Source organism: Streptomyces sp. CNH189 (assembly GCF_000527195.1).
In genome coordinates, this window is the sequence record NZ_AZUS01000008.1 from 209,262 (window position 1) to 230,544 (window position 21,283).

The following is a 21,283-nucleotide window of genomic DNA, read 5'->3' on the forward strand; positions in this document are numbered from 1 at the left end:
TACGTGTGATCACGCCGTCCGGCCGACGCCGTCGAGGGCGCCCGGCGTCTAGCGTGGCGGACATGGACGAGCAGCGTGCGCCCGGAACCGGGACGCCGGAGCGGTGGCGCCCCGGGCCGCCCCGGTGGTGGCGGCACGGCCCGCCCGGATGGAGCCGCCGCGCCGACGAGCGGGACCAGAACCTCGAGTCGGCGGGCCGCGCCCGCTGGCCGTGGCCCTCGACCGTGCTGATCACCGCCTTCGTGCTGATCGGCTCCGGCTTCGCCGACCACGCCCAGGCGGCCGAGCGGGTCGCCCTGGACCCGCTCGGACGGGTGCTGCTGTTCCTGTCGGGCGCGCTCCTGCTGTGGCGGTGGCGCCACCCCGTCCCCGTGCTGTCCGGCACGGTCGCCGCCGTCCTGGTGTACATCGGCGCCGGCTACCCGTACGGACCGGTGTTCCTCACCGTCGCCGTGGCCTGCTTCACCGCCGTCGTCTCGGGGCGGCGGTACGCGGCCTGGGCGGCCATGGGAACCCTCTGGGCGGGGCACCTGCTCATCGCCCACGTGCTCTACCGCGGGCTGCCGCCGGCCGGCGACGGGGCGGGCTCCTGGAACGAGGAGATCGTCGTCGCCACCTGGGTCGTCGCGCTCCTCGCGGTGTCCGAACTGGCCCGCACCCGCCGCGAACAGTGGGAGCGCGAGCGGGCCGAGCGGGCCCGCGCGGAACGGCGGCGCGCCGACGAGGAACGGCTGCGGATCGCCCGGGAACTGCACGACGTCCTCGCCCACAGCATCTCCGTCATCAACGTGCAGGCCGGGGTCGGACTGGCGCTGCTGGACACCGACCCCGAGCAGGCGCGCAGCGCGCTCACCACCATCAGGGCCAAGAGCAAGGAGGCGCTCGGGGAGGTCCGTCAGGTGCTCGACACCTTGCGTGCCCCCGGCGCCGCGCCGCGCACCCCGGCACCCGGCCTGGACCGGCTGCCCGAGCTGGTCGGCCAGGCCGCGAGCGCCGGTCTCACCGTCACCGTCGAAGGCGAGCCGCCGGCGCTGTCCCCCGGCACGGACCTGGCCGCCTTCCGCATCGTCCAGGAGGCCCTCACCAACGTCGTACGGCACTCCGGCTCGCGCGAGGCGCGTGTGCGCGTCGGACACGGAGAGGGGCGGCTGCGGCTGCTGGTCGACGACGACGGGCCCGCCACCGGCGCCGACGCGGGCGGCGGCGGGAACGGGCTGGCCGGGATGCGGGAGAGGGCCGCCGCGCTGGGTGGCAGCATCGAGGCAGGCCCACGCCCGGACGGAGGGTTCCGGGTGCTCGCCGTACTGCCGACCGAGGTCGAGGAGGACCGGTGATCCGCGTACTGCTCGCCGACGACCAGTCGCTGGTCCGGGCGGGGTTCCGTGCCCTGCTGGACGCCCAGCCGGACATCGAGGTGGCCGGGGAGGCGGCCGACGGCGAGGAGGCCGTGCGTCTGGTCCGCGAGCTGCGGCCCGACGTGGTCCTGATGGACATCCGGATGCCCCTGCTGGACGGGCTGGCCGCGACCCGCCGGGTCACCGAGGACGCGGACCTGGGCGAGGTGAAGGTGGTCATGCTCACCACCTTCGAGCTGGACGAGTACGTCTTCGAGGCGATCCGCTCGGGCGCCTCCGGCTTCCTGGTGAAGGACACCGAGCCGGACGAACTGCTGCGTGCGGTACGGGCCGTGGTCGACGGGGACGCCCTCCTCTCACCCGGGGTGACGCGCCGGCTGATCGCCGAGTTCGCGGCCCGCTCCAAGGAACCGGCCGCCGGCGCCCTGTCCGAGCTCACCGAACGGGAACGCGAGGTCATGGCGCTGGTCGGCCTCGGCCTGACCAACGAGGAGATCGCCCGGCGCCTGGTGGTCAGCCCGCTCACCGCCAAGACCCACGTCAGCCGCACCATGGTGAAGCTGGGCGCCCGCGACCGCGCCCAACTGGTGGTCCTCGCCTACGAGTCGGGGCTGGTACGGCCCGGATGGCTGGGCTGAGCCGCCCGCCGGAACCGGATCAGGACGTACCCGGTCCGCACCGCGAACAGCGCCCCGGCGAGCACGGCGCCCCCGCGCACCAGCAGCGTCCCGACCGCTCCCGGCAGGGTGAACAGCAGGGCCGGACCGGCCACCGCGCCGTACACGACCGCCGCCGCGAACGCCGCGCTGCACAGCGCGTACCCGGTCTCCACGGTCACCGCGTCCCGTTCCGCCTGGCTACGGCGCCCGCCCCCGCCCGCCTCACGCCCTCCGTCGTCACGCATGCCGGAAGTGAAACAGCCGCACGGCCGGCGGACAAGCGGGCGATCAGACGACCGCGGACGCCTCCCGCCACAGCGCGGCCGGCGCGGGGTCGCCCGACACCTTCGGCACCGGCATCCGGTTCCACAGCGAGAGGTACAGCTCGGCGGCCGGACCGGACATCTCGCACTCCGCGTCCCCGGCCGCGTCCCGCGTCGTCACCGGCGGTTCCGCGGACAGCCGTACGGTCCACACCGCGTCGGCGTCCGTCGCCCGCACCCGCAGGACACGGGGCTCCGGGGTGCGGACCCGGCTCTTGCGGCGCGCGTGGAAGCCGCGCAGCAACTCGTCGACGCCGTCCACCGCGAACTCGGTGTCGAAGAGGACCGGCCGGCCGCCACGAGCCGCCTCGGCGTCGTACCGGTGGACGGCTGTCTCGTGCGCCTGGCGGCGGGCCCAGAACGTGAGCGGGGAGACCGCGCCGGGCAGGAAGGTGTAGCACTCGACGTCGGGCGCCGCCCCGGTGAGCGTGTCGAGGAGGCGGCGGTGTCCGGCGCGGTACCAGGCGACCAGTTCCGGGCCGTCCAGGTCCGGTTCCTCACCCATCGGGCGGGGCGTGGTGCACGCGTCCGCGACGAAGGCCGTCGCCCACCGGTGCACCACGCCGGTGTGCCGCAACAGGTCCCGGACCCGCCAGTCCGGGCAGGCCGGGACGGGCGCGTCCGGTCCGGCCTGCTCCGCGGCGTCGCCCAGCGACCGGCCCTCGTCCGCCAATATGTTCAGGTACCAGACAGTCTCCATGGCCGGGAGTCTGCCGCACGGACGGCCCGCGTGGTGATCCTTTTCCGCGGCGCGCTACGGCAGCGGCGTCCCGCCCGTCGCGTTCACGATCTCGGCGGTGATGTACGACGCCTCCTGCGAGGCGAGGAAGACGTACGCCGGGGCCATCTCGGCGGGCTGGGCCGGACGCCCGATCGGAGCCTGCTTGCCGAACTCGGCGGTGTCCGGCAGCGTCGCCGGGATCAGCGGCGTCCACACCGGGCCCGGCGCCACGGCGTTGACCCGGATGCCCCGCTCGATCAGCATCTGCGCCAGCCCCTGGGTGAACGTGACGATGGCGCCCTTGGTGGTCGCGTAGTCCAGCAGGTGCGGGCTCGGCTTGTAGGCCTGCACGGACGCCGAGTTGATGATGCTGCCGCCCTCCCGCATGTGCGGCACGGCCATCTTGCACAGCCAGAACATGCCGTAGAGGTTGGTCCGCACCACCCGGTCGAACTGCTCGGTGGTGATCGCCTCGATGCCGTCCGGCTGCGACATCTGGTAGGCGGCGTTGTTCACCAGGATGTCGATGCCGCCGAACTCGGAGACCGCGCGGTCGATCAGCGCCCGGCAGTTCTCCTCCTCCCGGATGTCGCAGGAGACGGCCACGGCACGCCGGCCGGCCTCCTCCACCCATCGCGCGGTCTCGTCCGCCTCGTCCTTCTCGCTGTCCAGGTAGGTGAACAGCACGTCGGCGCCCTCGCGGGCGAACGCCAGGGCCACCGCGCGGCCGATGCCGGAGTCCCCGCCCGTGATCACGGCCGTACGGCCGGCCAGCCGCCCGCTGCCCCGGTAGGAGTCCTCTCCGTGGTCCGGCGGCGGGTCCATGGGGCCGGTCCAGCCCGGGTGCGGCTGGTCCTGGGACGGGAAGTCGGGGGTGGGGTGCTGGTCGACGGGGTTCTGCTGCTCGCTCACGTTCTCTCCCGGATCCACGCGGTGGTCGCTGCCGGCGCCGCACACAGGGGCGGGCGGACGCCGACGACCGGGTACCCCGACACCGGCCCTCGATCCACCCCGGCCCGCCGACGGACCCGCCGCGGGGAGGGCCCGCGTCCTCAGTCCGTGTTCACACGGCGCGTGACGAAGCCGATGGTGGTGGCCACCGCCGCCAGCACCGCCACGCTGGTGAGGGCCGCCGGGAGGCTGAACCAGTCCGCCATGAAACCGATGGCGGGAGGGCCGAGGAGCATCCCGCCGTAGCCCAGCGTGGAGGCGGTCGCCACCCCGCTGGGGCCGGCCAGCGCGCCCGCCCGCTCGACGGCCACGGGAAAGAGGTTGGCGAGACCGAGCCCGGTGATCGCGTAACCCAGCAGGGCCGCCGACAGGGACGGCGCCAGCGCGCCCAGCAGCATGCCGGCCGCCGCCGTGGAGCCGCCGGCGAGGATGGTGCGGGTCCGGCCCAGCCGTTCCAGCAGCGCGGTGCCGCTCAGCCGCCCCACGGTCATGGCGAGCGCGAAGCACAGGTAGCCGACGGCCGCGGCGCCCGGCGAGGCGTCGAGGTCCTCCTCGAGGTGGAGCGCCCCCCAGTCGGCCAGCGCCCCCTCCCCGTAGGCGGTGCAGAGCGCGATGAGGCCGAAGACGACGACCAGGGCCCGGGTGCGGCGGTCCCGCCGGGGCGCGGCCCCCTCCGCGGGCCGCCCCCCGTCGGCCGGGGTCAGCGGCTCGCACCGCATCAGCGCCCGCCCCGCCACCGCCGTCACCAGCAGGGCGGTCACGGTGAGTCCGGTGAGGTGCAGGGTGGGGGAGAGGGAACCGGCGACCAGGGCGCCCAGCCCCGCGCCGATCATGCCGCCCAGGCTGAACGCGGCATGGAAGCTCGGCATGATGGGGCGCCGCAGGACGGCCACCAGATCGACGGCCGCGCTGTTGAAGGCGACGTTGATACCGCCGTAGGCCGCGCCGAACACCAGCAGGACGGTGCCGAGCGCGAGCGCGGAGTGCGTGAGTGGCGGCAGGGCGACGCTGACGCTGAGCAGCACCGCGCAGACCACGGTGACGAGGTGAGTGCCGTACCGGCGGCACAGCCGGCCGGTCAGCGTCATGGTGATCACGGCCCCGGCGGACACCCCCAGCAGGGCGAGGCCCAGGGCACTCGCGGACGCGCCGGTCTGCTCCTTGATGGCAGGGATGCGCACCACCCAGCCGGCGAAGACGAAGCCGTCCAGGGCGAAGAAGGCGGTGAGGGCGAGTCGGAGTCGGACGAGGTCGGTACCCGGCACGGCACTGTGCGAACGGGTTTTGTTTATCAGCGGCACAAAAGCAGGCTAGGCGGCGGTGCCGCCCGGGGCAAGAAGCCCCCGCGACCGGCAGAAGGGGGCGCGCACCGCCGGAGGGGTGACGGGGGTAACCCGTGTGATCGTCCCGGATGGTGGGACCGCGCGACATGACTGAGCGTGGATCACGCCGGAGACCGGGAGATCCGTGCTGACGCGGAGTCAGCTGCCCGGCCTTCAGCGGAAGGACTCTCAGATGCGCTCTGCCCGCATGGTGCTCGCCACCGCAACGGCCACGGCGGCTCTCGCCATCGCCGCCCCCGCGGCCTACGCCGACCACGGCGGCGACGAGGGCCACGACACGTCTTCCTACAGCAAGGAGTACGACAAGGAGAGCAAGCACGACGAGGGGAACAAGCACGACGAGGGGAACAAGCACGACAAGCCGCACGGCGGGGTGCACACCGGTGGTGGCGCCCTGACCACGGTGAGCGGCGACGACTGGGGCACCGACAAGGACCCGAAGTACGACCCCGAGACCTACAAGGACAAGGGGGACTCCGAGAGCGAGGACTCCTGGAGCGGCAAGCAGGACAAGGAGTGGAAGCACGAGAAGCCGAGCGGCGGCATGCACACCGGCGGCGGCGGCCTCGCCTCGCAGCCCGGTGTCACCGCGGGCGGCCTGGCGGCGCTCGCGGCCCTCGGCGCCGGCGCCTTCGTGCTGCGCCGCAAGAAGGCCTCCGGGGACATGGCCTGAGCCATGCCCGGCGTCATAGCGGCCGGGGCCGTCCCTGGCGACCCGCGCGTCACGACGGCCCCGTCCGCCCCCTCGCTGGACGTCCCTTCCGCCGTGCTCCCCGCAGTGCCCGATTGAGGTGGTTCCCCCGATGCCGGCCAGTCCCCCCACTCCCGACCGTACCGACCCGGCGTCGCCGCTGAGGCGAAGACTGCGCGCCGTCATGACCGCGGTCTTCTGGGGCGGCGCCGGCCTGCTGCTGGCCACCACGCTGATGGGCGGCGGCGAGGACCCGCCCGACGACGCCCACGGACCGCACGCCTCCCGCGCGGTCGCGACGGCACCGTCCGCCGAGGCGTCCACCGGGCCGGCCGAGAGCGGGCCCGCTCCCTCGGAGTCGCCCGCGAAGCAGCTGCCGCGGGCCAGACCGACCCGGTTGCAGATCCCGTCCATCGGCGTCGACGCCCCCTTCACCGCGCTCGCGATCAACAGCAAGGGGCAGCTCGAACCGCCGCCGGCCCACAACACCAACCTCGTCGGCTGGTACGCCAAGGGCGTCTCGCCGGGTGAACTCGGCACGGCGATCGTCGCCGGACACGTGGACACCGCCACCTCCGCCGCCGTCTTCGCGCGCCTCGGCGAACTGGAGAAGGGCGACCGCTTCCGCGTGCAGCGCGCGGACGGCACCACGGCCACCTTCGTCGTCGACGAGACGGAGTCCTTCGCCAAGGACGACTTCCCCGACGAGCGCGTGTACGCCGACACCGCCGACGCTCAGGTACGGCTCATCACCTGCGCCGGCGACTACGACCGCACCGCCAAGGACTACACCGAGAACCTGGTGGTCTTCGCCCACCTCGTCTGAGAGCGACGCCCGGGACGCCGTCGGCGTCCCGGGCCCGGCACCGGGGAGTCCGACCGTCGTCCGCCGGCTCAGGCGCTTTCGCCGGGTGCCGGCGTGCGGCGGCGGGGCAGCAGCTTGCGGAGCAGCGGCCAGGCGAGCAGGAGCACCACGACGGTGTACACCGTCACCGAGAACGGCGTGTCGACCAGACCGCCGACGCTTCCGTCGCTGATCTGCAGCGCGCGGCGGAGCTGCTGCTCGGCGGCCGGTCCGAGGATGACACCGATGACGGCGGGCAGCACCGGCAGGCCGTAGCGCCGCATGCCGAACCCGATCAGCCCGATGACCAGCAGCAGCACCAGGTCGATCACCTCACCGCCGACCGCGTACGCGCCCACCGCCGCGAAGAACATGATCCCGGCGTACAGGTACGGCCGCGGGATGCGCAGCAGCTTCGCCCACACCGGGGCGAGCGGCAGGTTCAGCGCCAGCAGCAGCACCATGGCGACGAACAGCGAGGCGATCAGGCCCCACACCAGGTCGGGTTCGCGCTCGAACAGCAACGGGCCCGGCTGGATGCCGTACTGCTGGAACGCGGCCAGCATGACCGCCGCCACCGCAGTGGTCGGCAGGCCCAGCGTCAGCATCGACACCAGCGTGCCCGCCGCCGAGGCGGACGCCGCCGACTCCGGGCCCGCCACCCCCTCGATGGCGCCCTTGCCCCACTCGTCCTTGTGCTTCGACAGCCGCTTCTCCGTCACGTACGACAGGAAGGTCGGGATCTCCGCGCCGCCCGCCGGGATCGCGCCGAACGGGAAGCCGATGAACGGTCCGCGCGCCCAGGACTTCCAGGTGCGCCGCAGATCCGCGCGGCCCAGCCACGGCCGGCCCACCGGGATCGGGTCCGGCGGCCGGCGCCGCAGATGGGCCGCCACCCACAGCGCCTCACCGATCGCGAACAGACCCACCGCGACGATCACCACGTCCACACCGTCGGCCAGTTGCAGCGAACCGAAGGTCAGCCGCTGCTGTCCGGTCATCCGGTCCAGGCCGACCAGGCCGATCGTCAGGCCGATCAGCAGCGAGGCCAGCCCTCGGATCCGCGACGAGCCGAGGACCGAGGTCACGGCGATGAACGCCAGCACCATGACGGCGAAGTAGTCTGGGGCGCCGATGTCCACCGCCAGGTCGGCGACCGTCGGCGCCAGCGCCACGAGCAGGACCGTCCCCACCATGCCGCCCGCGAAGTGGCCGATGGCGGCGGCCGCGAGGGCCTGCGCGCCGCGCCCCGACTTCGCCATCGGGTTGCCCTCCATGGCGGCGACCACGGCCGCGCTCTCACCGGGCGTGTTCAGCAGGATCGAGGTCGTCGACCCGCCGAACATCGCGCCGTAGTAGATCCCGGCGAACATGATGAACGCGCCGGTCGGCTCGAGTCCGTACGTCACCGGCAGCAGCAGGGCCACGGCCATCGCCGGGCCGATGCCGGGCAGAACGCCGATGGCCGTGCCGAGCAGTACGCCGACCGCAGCCCAGAGCAGGTTGAGCGGGGTGAGAGCCGTACCGAAGCCGTCCAGGAGGGAGTTGAGGGCGTTCACGTCACAGCACTCCCATCAGCGGACCGCCGGGCAGCGGCACTCCGAGCAGCTTGTCGAACACGGCGTAGGTGAACAGCGAGAGCACCGCCGCGATCAGCGGGTCTCGGTCCGCTCTGCGGCTGCCCAGCGCGAAGGCGGCGCCCCAGAAGAGCAGGGCGCCCGCGGCGGGGAAACCGAGCGGCTCGATGAGGACGGCGGAGCCGATGAACACTCCCGAGAGCAGCAGCACGGTGCGCCAGTCGGCGGGTTCGGTCAGGTCGACGTCCTCACCGGCCTCCGCCTGGCCCCGGCCGCCGCGCAGCACGTCGACGGCGAGGAGGGCGGCGACGACGAGCAGTCCGAGGCCGACGACGACGGGCACGGTCTTCGGCCCCACGGGGCCGCGCTGGGTGATGTCGACGTCCATGGTGAGGGCGTCGGTGAGGACGAGGACGCCGAGGGCCAGGAGGAGGGCGCTGACGCCCAGTTCGGAGTGGTCGCGGAGCCAGGCGCGGAAGGTGGGGGAGGTGTCGGGGGTGTCGGTCGTCATGGGGGTGGCGGAGGTCCGGGAGGATCCGGAAGTGTCGGAGGTCGAGGGGTCCGGGGGTGTGGGGGGTGTCGTCACAGGCCGAGCTCCTTCAGAACCGACACCACGCGCTCGTCCTCGGCGGCGAGGAACGCGCCGAAATCGTCGCCGGTCAGGAACGCGTCGTCCCAGCCGTTGCGCTTCATCGACTCCTGCCACTCCTTCGAGTCGTGCAGTTCCTCCAACAGCCGGACGAGCTTGCCGCGTTCGGCGTCGGTGAGGCCGGGCGGGGCGACGACGCCCCGCCAGTTCGTGAACTCCACGTCGTAGCCCGACTCCTTGAGCGTGGGCGCGTCGAGGCCCGGTACGCGCTCGGGTCCGGTCACCGCGAGCAGGCGCAGTTCGCCGGCCTCGATCTGGTCGCGGTACTCGCCGACCCCCGAGACACCGAAGGCGACCTTGTTGCCGAGGATCGAGGCGAGCAGTTCGCCCCCGCCGTCGAAGGGGACGTAGTTGACGTCCTTGGGCGGGATCCCGGCCGCCTGTGCCATCAGCATCGGGGCCAGGTGGTCGGGGCCGCCCGGGGAGGAGCCGCCGCCCACCGGCAGCCGGCCGGGTTTTGCCTTCCAGGCCCGGATCAGGTCGTCGACGGTCCGGTACGGGGAGTCCTTCGCGACCACCACCACGTCCTGCTCCTCGGTGAGCCGGGCGACGGGCGTGGTGTCCGCGAGGGTGCGGGGCGCGTCGTTGGAGCGGACCGCGCCGACCACGCCGAGCCCCATCGACATCGCCAGCTTGCCGTTGCCGCGCTCGCCGACCAGGCGGGTCAGGCCGACCGTGCCGCCGGCCCCGGGCAGGTTGAACACCTCGACGGAGCGGGTGAGCCCGGCGTCCTCGGCGTTCTTCGCGGCCGTACGCGCGGTGATGTCGTAACCGCCGCCCGGCGTGTTGGGGACCATGAGGCGCAGGCCCGGGATGTGGGTGCCGCTGTCGGTGCCGCCGCCGGTCGTGAGCAGCGGAGGGCCCACGAGGACGAGCAGGGCGGCCCCGAACAGGGCGAGGGGTGTGCGCAGGCGCACGAGTGCCACCACCTGTCGGTCGGGTCGTCTGGACGTACGTCGGATCCCGGGGGAGGGGAGGGTGACGCGGGCCACATGGTGCCCGGGCGGGGGCGGACTGTCGCGGTTACGGAAGCAATGGAGGTTGTGGTCGTTGTGTCAACGGGCCGCGTGGTGCCGTGCAGGAGTTCCGCAGCTCTCGCGCAACTCCCTTTGCCGCGTCGGGGGCGGACGTCATGATGGCGGTATGCGGGACGGGGAGGGGGCGGCCGACACCATCGCGGTGCTCGTGGTCGACGACGACTTCCGGGTGGCGCGGGTGCACCGGGCGTACGTCGAACGGGTCGACGGGTTCCGGGTGGTGGGTGTCGCCGGCAGCGGGGAGCAGGCCGTCGCCGCGGTGTACAGGCTGCGTCCCGATCTCGTGCTGCTCGACCTGTATCTGCCCGATGTGTTCGGTCTCGACGTCATCCCCCGGCTGCGCGCCGCCGGACACGACTGCGACGTCATGGTCATCAGCGCCGCCCGGGAGGCGGACGCGGTGCGCGGCGCGGTGCGGCACGGCGTCGTCGACTACCTGTTGAAGCCCTTCGACTTCGGGGACCTGCGGGGACGGCTGGAGCGGTACGCCGTCCAGCGGGGGCGGATGCGGGACACGGTGGTACGGGGGCAGGCGGACGTCGACCGGGTGCTGGCGAGGGCGGCGACGATGCCCGTCTCGCCGGTGCTGCCCAAGGGGATCGGTGCGGAGACCGCCGGGCTGATCGAGCGGACGCTGCGGGAGGCGGACGGGAGCCTGTCGGCGAGCGAGTGCGCGGAGCTGACCGGGGTGTCGCGCGTGAGCGCACGGCGGTATCTGGAGCACTTCCACTCGGTGGGGGTGGCGGAGGTGTCGCTCCGGTACGGGGCCACGGGACGGCCTGAGCGGCGGTACCGGTGGGTGGTGCCGGGGGCCCGGCCGGCAGGGGCGCGGGCGGGGTCGTCCCGGCTGCGGGGCGGGGCCTAGGACCGGAGCTAGCACGGGCCGGGCAGCTCCCCGAAGGGCGCCAGGCGCCCGCTGTGCCGAAGCGGAGCGCCCGGCTCCACCCCCCCCGGGTTCAGCCGCGCCGCGGGCCCCGTGGGAACGACGCCGGGAAGCGGGACGACGCCACCGCCAGTGCCGTCGCCGCGCTCGCGACGCCCAGGACCGCGCCCGCCGCCACGTCCCCCGGATAGTGCACCCCCGTATGGATGCGGGAGTATCCCACCGCTCCCGCCAACGCGCCCAGCGGCACCGACGCGGCCGGCAGCACCGTTCCGACCGCCGTCGCGAAGGCGACCGCCGACGCCGTGTGCCCGGAAGGGAACGACGCCGACATGGGCATGGGGACATGCCGGTCCACCGTCACCCGGGCCGCCTCCCGGTCCGGGCGGTCCCGCCGCACCAGCCGCTTGCCCAGCAGGTTCGCCGACGCCGAGGCCAGCGCTACGGCCCCGACGCCGGCGAGCGCCGCACGGCGTGGACGGGAGCCCGCGAGGGCCAGCGCGCCGGCGACGGCGAACGAGATCTTGGAGTGGTCGGCCGCGTGGGAGAGCCGGCGCAGCGCGCGGTCGAGGGTCGGCGTCGGGGTGGCGGCGACCGCCGCGTACAGGGCGCCGTCCACCGCTCTGAGGTCGCTCAGCACCGCCGAGGCGACCCTGCGCAGGCCGTCGGCGGGCGGTACGGATCTCGTGACGTTACGGTCGGTCGGCGGCTCGCTCATCTGTCTCTCCCGCGGTGACATCGTCGAGTGGCGTACCCGCCACCGTGGGGCGGGACGCACCGGGTGCCCACGGTACGCAAGATCCACGCGGCGGACCCGCCCACCCCGCCCTGTCGGCGGTTCAGGCCGCCCGGAACGTCCGCAGCCGCAGCGAGTTGCCCACCACGAACACCGAGGAGAAGGCCATGGCCGCGCCCGCGATCATCGGGTTGAGCAGCCCGGCCGCCGCGAGCGGCAGCGCGGCGACGTTGTAGGCGAACGCCCAGAACAGGTTGGAGCGGATGGTGCCGAGGGTGCGGCGGGCGAGCCGGACGGCGTCCGCCGCGGTCCGCAGGTCGCCCCGGACCAGGGTGAGGTCGCCCGCCTCGATCGCCGCGTCCGTGCCGGTGCCCATCGCCAGGCCCAGGTCGGCCTGGGCGAGGGCCGCCGCGTCGTTGACGCCGTCGCCGACCATGGCGACCGAACGCCCCTCGGACTGAAGGCGCTTGACGACGTCCACCTTGTCTCGGGGCAGCACCTCCGCGAACACGTCGTCGGGCGCGATGCCCACCTCGTGGGCCACGGACCGGGCCACCGCCTCGTTGTCGCCCGTCAGGAGGACCGGGCGCAGTCCGAGCGCGCGCAGGCGTCGTACCGCCTCGGGGCTCGTCTCCTTGACGGTGTCGGCGATCTCCAGCACGGCGCGGACCTCGCCGTCCCAGGCGGCCAGGACGGCGGTGTGGCCGGCCGCCTCCGCCCGGTCGAGGGCGCGGCCCAGGTCTCCGGGGACGGTCAGGGACCGGTCGGTCATGAGGCGGGGGCGGCCGATCAGGACCGCGTGCCCTTCGACGACGCCCTGGGCGCCCAGTCCGGGGACGGCGGCGAAGTCCTCCGGGACGGGCAAAGTGCCCAGCTTCTCCCGTGCTGCGTCGGCGACGGCGCGGGCGATCGGGTGTTCCGAGGTGTGCTCGACCGCGCCCGCGAGCCGCAGGACGTCCGTCGCGTCGGTGCCCTCCACGGGCTGGACGGCCAGGAGGCTCATACGGCCCGTGGTCACGGTGCCGGTCTTGTCGAGGACCACCGTGTCGACCCGCCGGGTGGACTCCAGCACCTCCGGCCCCTTGATGAGGATGCCGAGCTGGGCGCCGCGTCCGGTACCGACCATCAGCGCGGTCGGGGTGGCGAGGCCGAGCGCGCAGGGGCAGGCGATGATCAGGACGGCCACGGCGGCGGTGAACGCGACCGTGGCCCCGGCGCCGTTGCCGATCCAGAAGCCCAGCGTGGCCAGGGCGAGCGCGATGACCACGGGGACGAAGACCGCGGAGATCCGGTCGGCGAGCCGCTGGGCGGACGCCTTGCCGTTCTGGGCGTCCTCGACGAGCCTCGCCATGCGGGCGAGTTGCGTGTCCGCGCCGACCCGCGTGGCCTCCACGACGAGACGGCCGCCGGCGTTGACCGTGGCGCCGGTGACCTGGTCGCCGCTCGTGACGTCGACGGGCACGGATTCCCCGGTGAGCATCGACGCGTCCACCGCGGAGGACCCCTCGACGACGGTGCCGTCGGTCGCGATCTTCTCGCCCGGGCGGACCAGGAAGCGGTCCCCGACCGCCAGCGCGGTGACGGGACGCCTCTCCTCCCGGCCGTCCTGGAGGAGGACGGTGACGTCCTTCGCGCCCAGTTCCAGGAGTGCCCGCAGGGCGGCTCCGGCCCTGCGCTTGGCGCGCGCCTCGAAGTAGCGGCCGGCCAGGATGAACGCCGTGACGCCCGCCGCGGCCTCCAGGTAGAGGTTCCCGGCGCCGTCCGAGCGGGCCACGGTGAACTCGAAGGGGTGCGTCATGCCCGGCGTGCCGGCGGTGCCGAGGAAGAGGGCCCACAGCGACCACAGGAACGCGGCGGACGTGCCGACCGAGATCAGCGTGTCCATGGTGGCGGCGCCGTGGCGGGCGTTGGTGAGGGCCGCCCGGTGGAACGGCCAGGCCGCGTACGTCACGACCGGCGCCGCGAGCGTCAGCGACAGCCACTGCCAGTACTCGAACTGCAGGGCCGGGACCATCGCCATCGCGATCACCGGCACCGACAGCACGACGGCCGTGATCAACCGCTCGCGCAGCGGCCGGAGTTCGTCCGGTCCGTCGGCGGGCGGCTCCTCGTCGGGCGCGGGTTCGCGGGCGGTGTACCCGGTGGCCTCGACCGTGGCGATCAGGTCGGGGACGCTCACCCCGTCGTCGTAGGAGACCCGGGCCTTCTCGGTGGCGTAGTTGACCGTTGCGGTGACGCCCTCCATCCGGTTGAGCTTCTTCTCGATCCGCGCGGCGCACGAGGCGCACGTCATGCCCCCGATGGAAAGTTCCACCCCGGCGGGGGCGGCGGTCGTGCGGACGGTCATGGCGTGGCTCCTTGCGGGTACGGGGCGGGGGTATGTGGCATGGTGATCTGTATACCCCGGTAGGGTATCTGTCGCAAGGTGTCCGTCAGCTTGACTTAGTACCCCCTGGGGGTATCGTGAACTGTGTCGATCGGCTCGTGGTGGGTCACGGGCCGCAGTTTCAGGGGAGAAACGGCCATGAAGACCGGACTGAAGACCGCCACGTTCGCCGCCGCCCTGGCCGCCACGTTCGGCACCGCCTACGGCGTGGGCCAGGCCTTCGACCCGGTGGTCCAGGACCGCCCGCGGGCCCACGAGGCGCGACACCCGTCGGGGGAGCCGGAACACGGGGGCGCGCACGCCGCCGTGGCAGCCGGCGGGCTGCAGATCTCCGAGGCCGGCTACACCCTCGATCTGGAGACCCCGGCCGTCACCGCCGGGCAGCGGGCCGAGCTGCGCTTCACCGTGCGCGACGCGGACGGCCGCCCTGTTACCGAGTACCGCCGCGAGCACGACAAGGAACTGCACCTCATCGTCGCCTCCCGCGACCTGGTGACCTACCGCCACCTCCACCCGGTGCGCGCCGCCGACGGCACCTGGAGCACGCGGACCGACCTGCCGCGCGCCGGCGGGTACCGGGTGTTCGCCGACTTCACCCCGGACCGGCAGGACGCCGAGAACCTCACCCTCGGCGCCGACCTGGCCGCCTCAGGCCCCTACACGCCCCAGGACCTGCCGCGACCGGCCGCCACGGCACACGTCGACGGCTACGACGTCGAGCTGACCGGGACGCTGAAGCCCGGCCGGGCCGGCGAACTGCGGCTGACCGTCTCCCGGGACGGCCGGCCGGTCACCGACCTCCAGCCCTACCTCGGCGCCTACGGCCACCTGGTCGCCCTGCGGGCCGGGGACCTCGCCTATCTGCACGTCCACCCCGAGGGCGCACCCGGCGACGGCAGCACCGAGCCCGGACCGCACGTCTCCTTCACCGCGACCGCGCCCAGCGGCGGCAGCTACCGCCTGTTCCTGGACTTCAAGCACGACGGAGTGGTCCGCACCGCCGCCTTCACCGTCGAGGCCGGCAAGGTCACCGCCGAGCAGCCCCGGCCGAGCACCTCGGCCGGCCACGGCGACACGCCGGGACACTCCGACGGCCACGGCCACTGAGCCTCACCCCAGCGCCCGGTCCAGGTTGTACGCGGCGCTGATCAGCGCGAGATGGGTGAACGCCTGCGGGAAGTTGCCCTGCTGGTTGCCGGTGTGGCCGATCTCCTCGGCGTACAGGCCCAGATGGTTGCCGTAGGTGAGCATCTTCTCGAAGGCCAGCCGGGCCTCGTCGAGCCGCCCGGCCCGGGTCAGCGCCTCGACGTACCAGAACGAGCAGATGGAGAACGTGCCCTCCTCGCCGTGCAGTCCGTCGGGGCTCACCTGGGGGTCGTAGCGGTAGACCAGCGAGTCCGAGACGAGCTCCCGGGTCAGACAGTCCAGCGTGGACAGCCACTTGGGGTCCTTCGGCGCGATGAACTTCGACATCGGCATCATCAGCAACGCGGCGTCCAGCACCTCCCCGCCCTCGTGCTGGACGAACGCCTGCAGCTCGTCCGACCAGCAGTCGGTCATGATCCGCCGGTAGATCGTGTCCCGGCACTCCATCCAGCGCGGAAGGTCGGCGGGCAGACCGCGGCGGCGTGCCACCCGTACGCCGCGCTCGATCGCCACCCAGCACATCAGCCGCGAGTACAGGAAGTTCTTCCGCCCGCCGCGCGTCTCCCAGATGCCCTCGTCGGGCTGGTCCCAGTGCGCGCACACCCAGTCCACCAGCGCCGTCACATGGTCCCACTGCTCGCTGGAGATCGGCTCGGCCCACTTGTCGTAGAGGTAGATCGAGTCGATCAGGGCGCCGTAGACGTCCAGTTGCAGCTGGTCGGCCGCCGCGTTGCCGACCCGGACCGGCGTGGAACCGTGGTGGCCCTCCAGGTGGTCCAGCGTGCGCTCCGGCAGATCGGTGCGGCCGTCGATGCCGTACATGATCTGCAGCGGACCGGACGGCTTGCCGTCGCCGGGGCTGATGTGCCGGGAGACGAACGCCATGAACGCCTCGGCCTCCTCGGTGAAGCCCAGCCGCAGCATGGCGTACACGCAGAACGCCGCGTCGCGCACCCACATGTACCGGTAGTCCCAGTTGCGTTCCCCGCCGAACTCCTCCGGCAGGCTGGTGGTGGGCGCCGCGACGATCGCCCCGGTGGGCGCGTACGTGAGCAGCTTCAGGGTGAGGGCGGAGCGGTGCACCATCTCCCGCCAGCGTCCCCGGTAGCGCGAGGAGGAGAGCCAGTCACGCCAGTAGCGGACCGTCGCGGCGAACTCCTCCTCCGCCTCCTTGTGCGCACACCCGCGCGGCGCCAGCTCGTCGCCGAGCTGGTCCAGGGCGAACACGGTCGTCTCGCCCTCGGCGAGCTTGAAGTCGGCCCGTACGTCGGGTCCGTCCTGCTCCAGCGGGACGGTGGAGGTGAGGGCGAGGTCCAGGTCCTCGGAGGCGAAGACCGCCACGTCCCCGGTGAGGCGCACGGTGTGCGGCTGCGTCGCGTAGCCGAACCGGGGTGCCACGCGGGCGCGGAACGGCACTGAGCCGCGGACGCACAGCACCCGCCGGATCAGCCGGTGCCGGCCCTCCTCGACGCAGTCGCCGGACACGGGCATGAAGTCCTGCACCTCACCGACGCCGTCCTCGGTGTAGTAGCGGGTGATCAGCACGTTGGTGTCGGGGAAGTAGAACTGTTTGGTGCGGGCCGGCACGGCCGCCCCCAGTTCGAAGCATCCGCCCCGCTCGGCGTCCAGGAGCGCGGCGAACACGCTCGGGGCGTCGAAGCACGGGACGCAGTACCAGTCGATGGTGCCGTCGGTCGCCACCAGAGCCACACTGCGCAGATCGCCGATCAGCCCGTGATCGGCGATGGGCATGGACCGCCGGGCTCCGGATCCGTCGCCCTGCTGGGCCGTCGTCCCGTCCATCGCAGCCTCCTCGGCCGGCGCACGTGCTCCCACCAGCTTAGGCAGCTCACGCCCGACGCGGCCCGGCCGGCGACGGCCGGTGGCCCGGCGGACTCGGGGGGAACCGCCGTACTCAGGCTCCTGACCAGGGGATACGTCGGGCCCGGTGAGCTAGCGGCGTACGGCCTTGAGGACCACGAACTTCGGGTCCGACGCCACCACCTCGCTGTTGCCGAACAGCCGGCGCAGCTTCACGTGGTAGCCCAGGTGCCGGTTGCCGACCACCCACAGTTCGCCGCCGGGACGCAGCGTGCGGCGGGCGCCGGTGAACATGCGCCAGGCCGTGGCGTCGGTGGTCGCCTGGTGGGAGTGGAAGGGCGGGTTGTTGAGCACCAGGTCGACACTGCCCGCCGGGACGCCCGCCAGGCCGTCGCCGACCCGGAACTCGGCCTGTCCGCTCACGTCGTTCGCCCGGTAGGTGTCCTGGGCCGACGCGACCGCCTGGAAGGACTCGTCCACGAACAGCACCTCGGCCTTCGGGTCGGCCAGTGCGATCGCCGTCCCCACCACGCCGTTGCCGCAGCCGAGGTCCACCACCCGGCCGCCGCCCCGGCCGGCGGGCAGGTGCCGCAGGAAGAACCGGGTGCCGATGTCGAGCCGGTCCGCGCAGAACACCCCGGCGTGGTTGACGACCGTCCGGCCGGAGACGGGCCCGATGTCCTCCGGCAACGTGTACCGGTACGGCCACGGGTTCGCCGGACGCGCCGGCGCGGGCTCCGGCGTGCAGAAGATCAGCCGAGCCTTCCGCTCGGCCAGGGAGGTCCGGGTCGGGCCGAGGATCCGCTCGAAGAGGGCCAGCGTCGAGGTGTGGATCTCCTTCACCATGCCGGTGCCGACCACGACCGTGTCCGCGTGCAGCGACGGCGCCAGCCGCAGCAGCTGGTCCTCCAGCAGTGCCAGGCTCTTCGGCACCCGCACCAGCAGCACGTCGATCCGCTCCGGCGGGTCGTCCCGCGTGGTGAGCAGCCGGACCGTACCCGGTTCGACGCCGTTGCGGGCGAGGTTCGCGCGGGTGGCCTCCTGCCCGAGCCACGAGTCGGTGATCTGCGTCGGGCGGTGCGCGGCGAGCGCCGTGACCAGCGCGCCCCACCGGTCGCCGACGACCACGACCGTGCCGGACAACGGTGGCCGGCGGTCGGCGAGATGCCTGAGGAGATACTCGTCGGACGCGTCCCAGGCGCGCAGCCTGTCCCGCGGGTCCTCGGGGAAGCGGGTCAGCACCGGCTCGCCCCACGGAGTCGTCATACGGTCGTTCATCGTGCAGCCAGGCTAGCCGAGCCGCAGCTCAGCGCGGCACGGCGGACGGCGGGGCCGCCGGGAGCACACGTGGCGGAAGGAGCGGCGCGTGCCGGACCGCCGGAGCCGGGCGCCGTGGCAAGCCGCCCGGCACGTCGGCGGCCTGTCGTCCGCGGCCGTTGCGGATCATGGGAGACTCGCCCCCATGAGCGGGAAGGCGGACCCCCGGCCGGCGGGGGAAGGGACCACCTCGAGGACGCGGCTGGAACGCGGGCGCGGTGCGCTCGGACCCGCGCTGGAGCTCGTGCACACCGGACGCGCCCCGACCCGCGCGGTGCTCACCGCGGAGCTCGGCGTCACCCGGGCCACAGCCGGTGCGGTGGCCGCCGAACTGGAGGCGCTCGGACTGATCCGTGTGGACGCCCGGCCCGGCGCGGCCGCGGGGTCCCAGGGACGTCCCTCGCACCGGCTGTCCGTCGCCGAGGACGGCCCCGTGGCGCTCGCCGCGCAGATCCACGCCGACGGCTACCGCGCGGCCCTGGTCGGACTCGGCGGCCGGATCGTCGCCACGGCGCCCGGCAGCGAGGTCGTCGACGCCGACCCGGCGAAGGTCCTCGGCTCCGTCGTCGCGGCCGGCGCCGAACTGCTGCGGGAGACCGGACGGCGGTGCGTGGGCGCCGGACTCGCGGTGCCCTCGGCGGTCGCCGAACCGGAAGGGCTGGCGCTGAACCCCCTGCACGTGGCCTGGCCCGCGGGGGCGCCGGTGCGGGAGATCTTCGCCGAGCAGGTGCGCGCCGCCGGCCTCCATGGCCCCGCCTTCGCGGCCAACGACGTCAACCTCGCCGCCCTCGCCGAACACCGGCACGGCGCCGGGCGCGGTTCGCGTGATCTGCTCTGCGTGGCCACCGGGCACCGCGGAGTCGGTGGCGCGCTGGTGCTCGACGGCCGTCTCCACACGGGCAGTTCGGGCCTCGCCCTGGAGGTCGGCCACCTCGCCGTCAACCCCGACGGGCGCCCCTGTCACTGCGGCAGCCGGGGCTGTCTGGACGTCGAGGCGGACCCGCTGGCCCTGCTCACCGCGGCGGGCCGCGAGCCGGGCCCGGAGATGTCGCTGCTGAAGCAGGCCGGCGACCTGATCCGCGGGCAGTACGACGACCCGGACGTGCGCCGCGCCACCGAACAGCTCATCGACCGGCTCGGCCTTGGTCTGTCCGGACTGGTCAACATCCTCAACCCGGACCGCATCATCCTCGGCGGGCTGCACCGCACCCTGCTGGAGGCCGATCCGGACCGGCTCCGCGCCGTCGTCGCCGACCGCAGCCTGTGGGGCCGCAGTGGCGGCGTACCCATCCTCGCCTGCACCCTGGATCACAACAGTCTCGTCGGCGCGGCGGAGCTGGCCTGGCAGCCGGTGCTGGACGATCCTCTTGGGGCACTGGGGTAAGGACGACCACCGACCGACAGAAGGCCGACCGCATGACCGACAAGCTCACCGTCAGCGTCCTGGGCACCGGCATCATGGGTGCCGGGATGGCCCGCAACCTGGCCCGCGCGGGGCACACCGTCCGCGCCTGGAACCGGACCCGTGCGAAGGCCGAGCCGCTGGCCGCCGACGGCGCCCACGTCGCCGCCACCCCCGCCGAGGCGGTGGAGTCCGCCGACGTGGTGCTGACCATGCTGTACGACGGCCCCGCCACCCTGGAGACCGTGCGGGCCGCCGCCCCCGCCCTGCGCCCCGGAACCGCCTGGGCGCAGTGCACCACCAGCGGCATCGAGGACGTCGCCGAACTGGCCGCCTTCGCCCGGGAGCACGGCCTGCACTTCTACGACTCCCCGGTGCTGGGCACCCGCCGCCCCGCCGAGGAAGGACAGCTCACCGTGCTCGCCGCCGGTCCGGCCGCGGGCCGGGACACGGTGACCCCGGTGTTCGACGCGGTGGGCGCCCGCACCGTGTGGACCGGGGAGGACGGCTCGGCGGCGAGCGCCACCCGGCTGAAGCTGGTCGCCAACAGCTGGGTGCTCGCGGCCACCGCCGCCGCGGGCGAGACCCTCGCCCTGGCCGGCGCTCTCGACGTCGCACCGGACGCCTTCTTCGACCTCATCGCCGGCGGACCGCTCGACATGGGCTATCTGCACGCGAAGGCCCAGCTGATCCTCGAAGAGCGGCTGTCCCCGGCCCAGTTCGCGGTGAAGACCGCCGCGAAGGACGCCGCGCTGATCGTGCGGGCAGGTGAGCGGGGCGGCGTCCGCCTCGACGTCGCCGCCGCGAGCGCCCGACGTCTGGAGCGGGCCGCGAGCGCGGGGCACGGCGACGAGGACATGGCCGCCGCCTACTACGCCAGCTTCGACGACGGGCCCGCGGCCTCCGCCTGACCACCCTCCACCGTCATCCTTCCCGATCCCCCCACGAACGCGAGGAGTTCCACGTGTCCAAGCCCCCGCTGCCGCCCGAGGCCGACGCGATGCTGCGCAAGCCCAACCCGTGTGTGATGGCCACCCTGCGGTCCGACGGCGCGCCCGTCTCCACCCCCACCTGGTACCTGTGGGAGGACGGCCGCGCGCTGCTCAACTTCGACGAGGGCCGGGTCCGCCTGGGCCACGTCCGCCGTGACCCGCGCGTCACGCTCACCGTCCTCGCCGAGGACGACTGGTACACGCACGTCACCCTCCTCGGCCGCGTGACCGAGATGTACGACGACGAGGACCTGGCCGACATCGACCGCCTCTCCCGCCGCTACGCCGGCTCGCCCTACCCCAACCGCGAGCGCCGACGGGTGAGCGCCTGGGTCGAGGTCGAGCGCTGGCACGGCTGGGGCGCCCTGAAGGACAACGACCAGACCGGCTGAACCGACGGGCCGCGGGCGCACCGGACCGGCTGAACCGACGGGCCCTGGGTGCACCGGA

General features: G+C 73.7%; 20 protein-coding genes. 9 read left to right on the top strand and 11 right to left on the bottom strand.

The window, feature by feature from the left end; translation table 11 throughout:
* Nucleotides 1–62 precede the first annotated feature (62 nt).
* Nucleotides 63–1,334, top strand: coding sequence for a histidine kinase (locus tag B100_RS0113820; protein WP_051489985.1), 1,272 nt, complete (start codon nt 63–65; stop codon nt 1,332–1,334).
* Complete coding sequence (locus tag B100_RS0113825) at nt 1,331–1,993, top strand: response regulator transcription factor (protein ID WP_024885038.1); 663 nt, start codon at nt 1,331–1,333, stop codon at nt 1,991–1,993. The genes B100_RS0113820 and B100_RS0113825 overlap by 4 nt, the downstream gene beginning before the upstream one ends.
* On the opposite strand, the gene B100_RS33930 is transcribed toward B100_RS0113825, so the two are convergent.
* From B100_RS33930 to B100_RS0113845, 4 genes are all read right to left on the bottom strand, one after another.
* Nucleotides 1,954–2,259: a DUF6332 family protein gene (locus B100_RS33930; RefSeq protein ID WP_037722749.1), complete on the bottom strand. Its 306-nt coding sequence runs from the start codon at nt 2,257–2,259 to the stop codon at nt 1,954–1,956. The genes B100_RS0113825 and B100_RS33930 overlap by 40 nt on opposite strands.
* Before the next feature lie 43 nt (nt 2,260–2,302).
* Nucleotides 2,303–3,037, bottom strand: coding sequence for a maleylpyruvate isomerase family mycothiol-dependent enzyme (locus tag B100_RS0113835; protein WP_024885040.1), 735 nt, complete (start codon nt 3,035–3,037; stop codon nt 2,303–2,305).
* A gap of 54 nt (nt 3,038–3,091) precedes the next feature.
* A complete protein-coding gene (locus B100_RS0113840; RefSeq protein ID WP_024885041.1) occupies nt 3,092–3,970 on the bottom strand; it encodes an SDR family oxidoreductase in 879 nt (292 codons plus the stop codon).
* Nucleotides 3,971–4,110: 140 nt separating this feature from the next.
* Entirely contained in the window at nt 4,111–5,274 is a 1,164-nt protein-coding gene (locus B100_RS0113845) for an MFS transporter (protein ID WP_024885042.1), read from the bottom strand.
* 250 nt (nt 5,275–5,524) lie between these two features.
* On the opposite strand from B100_RS0113845, the gene B100_RS0113850 reads away from it, so the two are divergent.
* Together B100_RS0113850 and B100_RS0113855 are read left to right on the top strand one after the other, a co-directional pair.
* Nucleotides 5,525–6,025: a hypothetical protein gene (locus B100_RS0113850; protein ID WP_037722750.1), complete on the top strand. Its 501-nt coding sequence runs from the start codon at nt 5,525–5,527 to the stop codon at nt 6,023–6,025.
* A gap of 130 nt (nt 6,026–6,155) precedes the next feature.
* Complete coding sequence (locus B100_RS0113855; RefSeq protein ID WP_199785242.1) at nt 6,156–6,869, top strand: class F sortase; 714 nt, start codon at nt 6,156–6,158, stop codon at nt 6,867–6,869.
* 68 nt (nt 6,870–6,937) lie between these two features.
* On the opposite strand, the gene B100_RS0113860 is transcribed toward B100_RS0113855, so the two are convergent.
* The 3 genes from B100_RS0113860 to B100_RS0113870 form a co-directional block, all read right to left on the bottom strand.
* Entirely contained in the window at nt 6,938–8,446 is a 1,509-nt protein-coding gene (locus tag B100_RS0113860; protein ID WP_024885045.1) for a tripartite tricarboxylate transporter permease, read from the bottom strand.
* A gap of 1 nt (nt 8,447) precedes the next feature.
* A complete protein-coding gene (locus B100_RS0113865; RefSeq protein ID WP_024885046.1) occupies nt 8,448–8,975 on the bottom strand; it encodes a tripartite tricarboxylate transporter TctB family protein in 528 nt (175 codons plus the stop codon).
* Nucleotides 8,976–9,046: 71 nt separating this feature from the next.
* A complete protein-coding gene (locus B100_RS0113870; protein ID WP_024885047.1) occupies nt 9,047–10,030 on the bottom strand; it encodes a tripartite tricarboxylate transporter substrate binding protein in 984 nt (327 codons plus the stop codon).
* Nucleotides 10,031–10,256: 226 nt separating this feature from the next.
* On the opposite strand from B100_RS0113870, the gene B100_RS0113875 reads away from it, so the two are divergent.
* The gene (locus B100_RS0113875; RefSeq protein ID WP_024885048.1) at nt 10,257–11,015 is read left to right on the top strand and encodes a response regulator; all 759 of its coding nucleotides are present in this window, start codon (nt 10,257–10,259) and stop codon (nt 11,013–11,015) included.
* A gap of 91 nt (nt 11,016–11,106) precedes the next feature.
* On the opposite strand, the gene B100_RS0113880 is transcribed toward B100_RS0113875, so the two are convergent.
* The gene (locus B100_RS0113880) at nt 11,107–11,751 is read right to left on the bottom strand and encodes a phosphatase PAP2 family protein (protein ID WP_024885049.1); all 645 of its coding nucleotides are present in this window, start codon (nt 11,749–11,751) and stop codon (nt 11,107–11,109) included.
* Nucleotides 11,752–11,872: 121 nt separating this feature from the next.
* Nucleotides 11,873–14,116 (bottom strand): heavy metal translocating P-type ATPase, encoded by a 2,244-nt coding sequence (locus tag B100_RS0113885; protein WP_024885050.1) that lies wholly within the window; start codon nt 14,114–14,116, stop codon nt 11,873–11,875.
* 177 nt (nt 14,117–14,293) lie between these two features.
* Between B100_RS0113885 and B100_RS0113890 the strand changes: the two genes are divergently transcribed.
* Nucleotides 14,294–15,262: a hypothetical protein gene (locus B100_RS0113890; protein WP_024885051.1), complete on the top strand. Its 969-nt coding sequence runs from the start codon at nt 14,294–14,296 to the stop codon at nt 15,260–15,262.
* A 3-nt stretch (nt 15,263–15,265) separates the two neighbouring features.
* Here the strand turns inward: B100_RS0113890 and B100_RS0113895 are convergent, their stop codons facing one another.
* Together B100_RS0113895 and B100_RS0113900 are read right to left on the bottom strand one after the other, a co-directional pair.
* A complete protein-coding gene (locus tag B100_RS0113895) occupies nt 15,266–17,104 on the bottom strand; it encodes a glycoside hydrolase family 15 protein (RefSeq protein WP_024885052.1) in 1,839 nt (612 codons plus the stop codon).
* 150 nt (nt 17,105–17,254) lie between these two features.
* The gene (locus B100_RS0113900; RefSeq protein ID WP_024885053.1) at nt 17,255–18,388 is read right to left on the bottom strand and encodes a methyltransferase; all 1,134 of its coding nucleotides are present in this window, start codon (nt 18,386–18,388) and stop codon (nt 17,255–17,257) included.
* A 196-nt stretch (nt 18,389–18,584) separates the two neighbouring features.
* Here B100_RS0113900 and B100_RS0113905 point away from each other — a divergent pair, with 196 nt between their 5' ends.
* From B100_RS0113905 to B100_RS0113915, 3 genes are read left to right on the top strand one after another with little or no spacing between them, the layout of a single operon-like run.
* Nucleotides 18,585–19,823, top strand: coding sequence for an ROK family protein (locus tag B100_RS0113905; protein ID WP_024885054.1), 1,239 nt, complete (start codon nt 18,585–18,587; stop codon nt 19,821–19,823).
* A gap of 32 nt (nt 19,824–19,855) precedes the next feature.
* Nucleotides 19,856–20,752: an NAD(P)-dependent oxidoreductase gene (locus tag B100_RS0113910; RefSeq protein ID WP_024885055.1), complete on the top strand. Its 897-nt coding sequence runs from the start codon at nt 19,856–19,858 to the stop codon at nt 20,750–20,752.
* A 53-nt stretch (nt 20,753–20,805) separates the two neighbouring features.
* A complete protein-coding gene (locus tag B100_RS0113915) occupies nt 20,806–21,225 on the top strand; it encodes a PPOX class F420-dependent oxidoreductase (protein WP_024885056.1) in 420 nt (139 codons plus the stop codon).
* Nucleotides 21,226–21,283 lie beyond the last annotated feature (58 nt).

Bases quoted from the DNA above. Each gene is read 5' to 3' on its own strand.
- B100_RS0113820 (WP_051489985.1), top strand. From the start codon at position 63: ATGGACGAGCAGCGTGCGCCCGGAACCGGGACGCCGGAGCGGTGGCGC.
- B100_RS33930 (WP_037722749.1), bottom strand. From the start codon at position 2,259: ATGCGTGACGACGGAGGGCGTGAGGCGGGCGGGGGCGGGCGCCGTAGC.
- B100_RS0113835 (WP_024885040.1), bottom strand. From the start codon at position 3,037: ATGGAGACTGTCTGGTACCTGAACATATTGGCGGACGAGGGCCGGTCG.
- B100_RS0113850 (WP_037722750.1), top strand. From the start codon at position 5,525: ATGCGCTCTGCCCGCATGGTGCTCGCCACCGCAACGGCCACGGCGGCT.
- B100_RS0113855 (WP_199785242.1), top strand. From the start codon at position 6,156: ATGCCGGCCAGTCCCCCCACTCCCGACCGTACCGACCCGGCGTCGCCG.
- B100_RS0113865 (WP_024885046.1), bottom strand. From the start codon at position 8,975: ATGACGACCGACACCCCCGACACCTCCCCCACCTTCCGCGCCTGGCTC.
- B100_RS0113875 (WP_024885048.1), top strand. From the start codon at position 10,257: ATGCGGGACGGGGAGGGGGCGGCCGACACCATCGCGGTGCTCGTGGTC.
- B100_RS0113880 (WP_024885049.1), bottom strand. From the start codon at position 11,751: ATGAGCGAGCCGCCGACCGACCGTAACGTCACGAGATCCGTACCGCCC.
- B100_RS0113885 (WP_024885050.1), bottom strand. From the start codon at position 14,116: ATGACCGTCCGCACGACCGCCGCCCCCGCCGGGGTGGAACTTTCCATC.
- B100_RS0113890 (WP_024885051.1), top strand. From the start codon at position 14,294: ATGAAGACCGGACTGAAGACCGCCACGTTCGCCGCCGCCCTGGCCGCC.
- B100_RS0113895 (WP_024885052.1), bottom strand. From the start codon at position 17,104: ATGGACGGGACGACGGCCCAGCAGGGCGACGGATCCGGAGCCCGGCGG.
- B100_RS0113900 (WP_024885053.1), bottom strand. From the start codon at position 18,388: ATGACGACTCCGTGGGGCGAGCCGGTGCTGACCCGCTTCCCCGAGGAC.
- B100_RS0113905 (WP_024885054.1), top strand. From the start codon at position 18,585: ATGAGCGGGAAGGCGGACCCCCGGCCGGCGGGGGAAGGGACCACCTCG.
- B100_RS0113910 (WP_024885055.1), top strand. From the start codon at position 19,856: ATGACCGACAAGCTCACCGTCAGCGTCCTGGGCACCGGCATCATGGGT.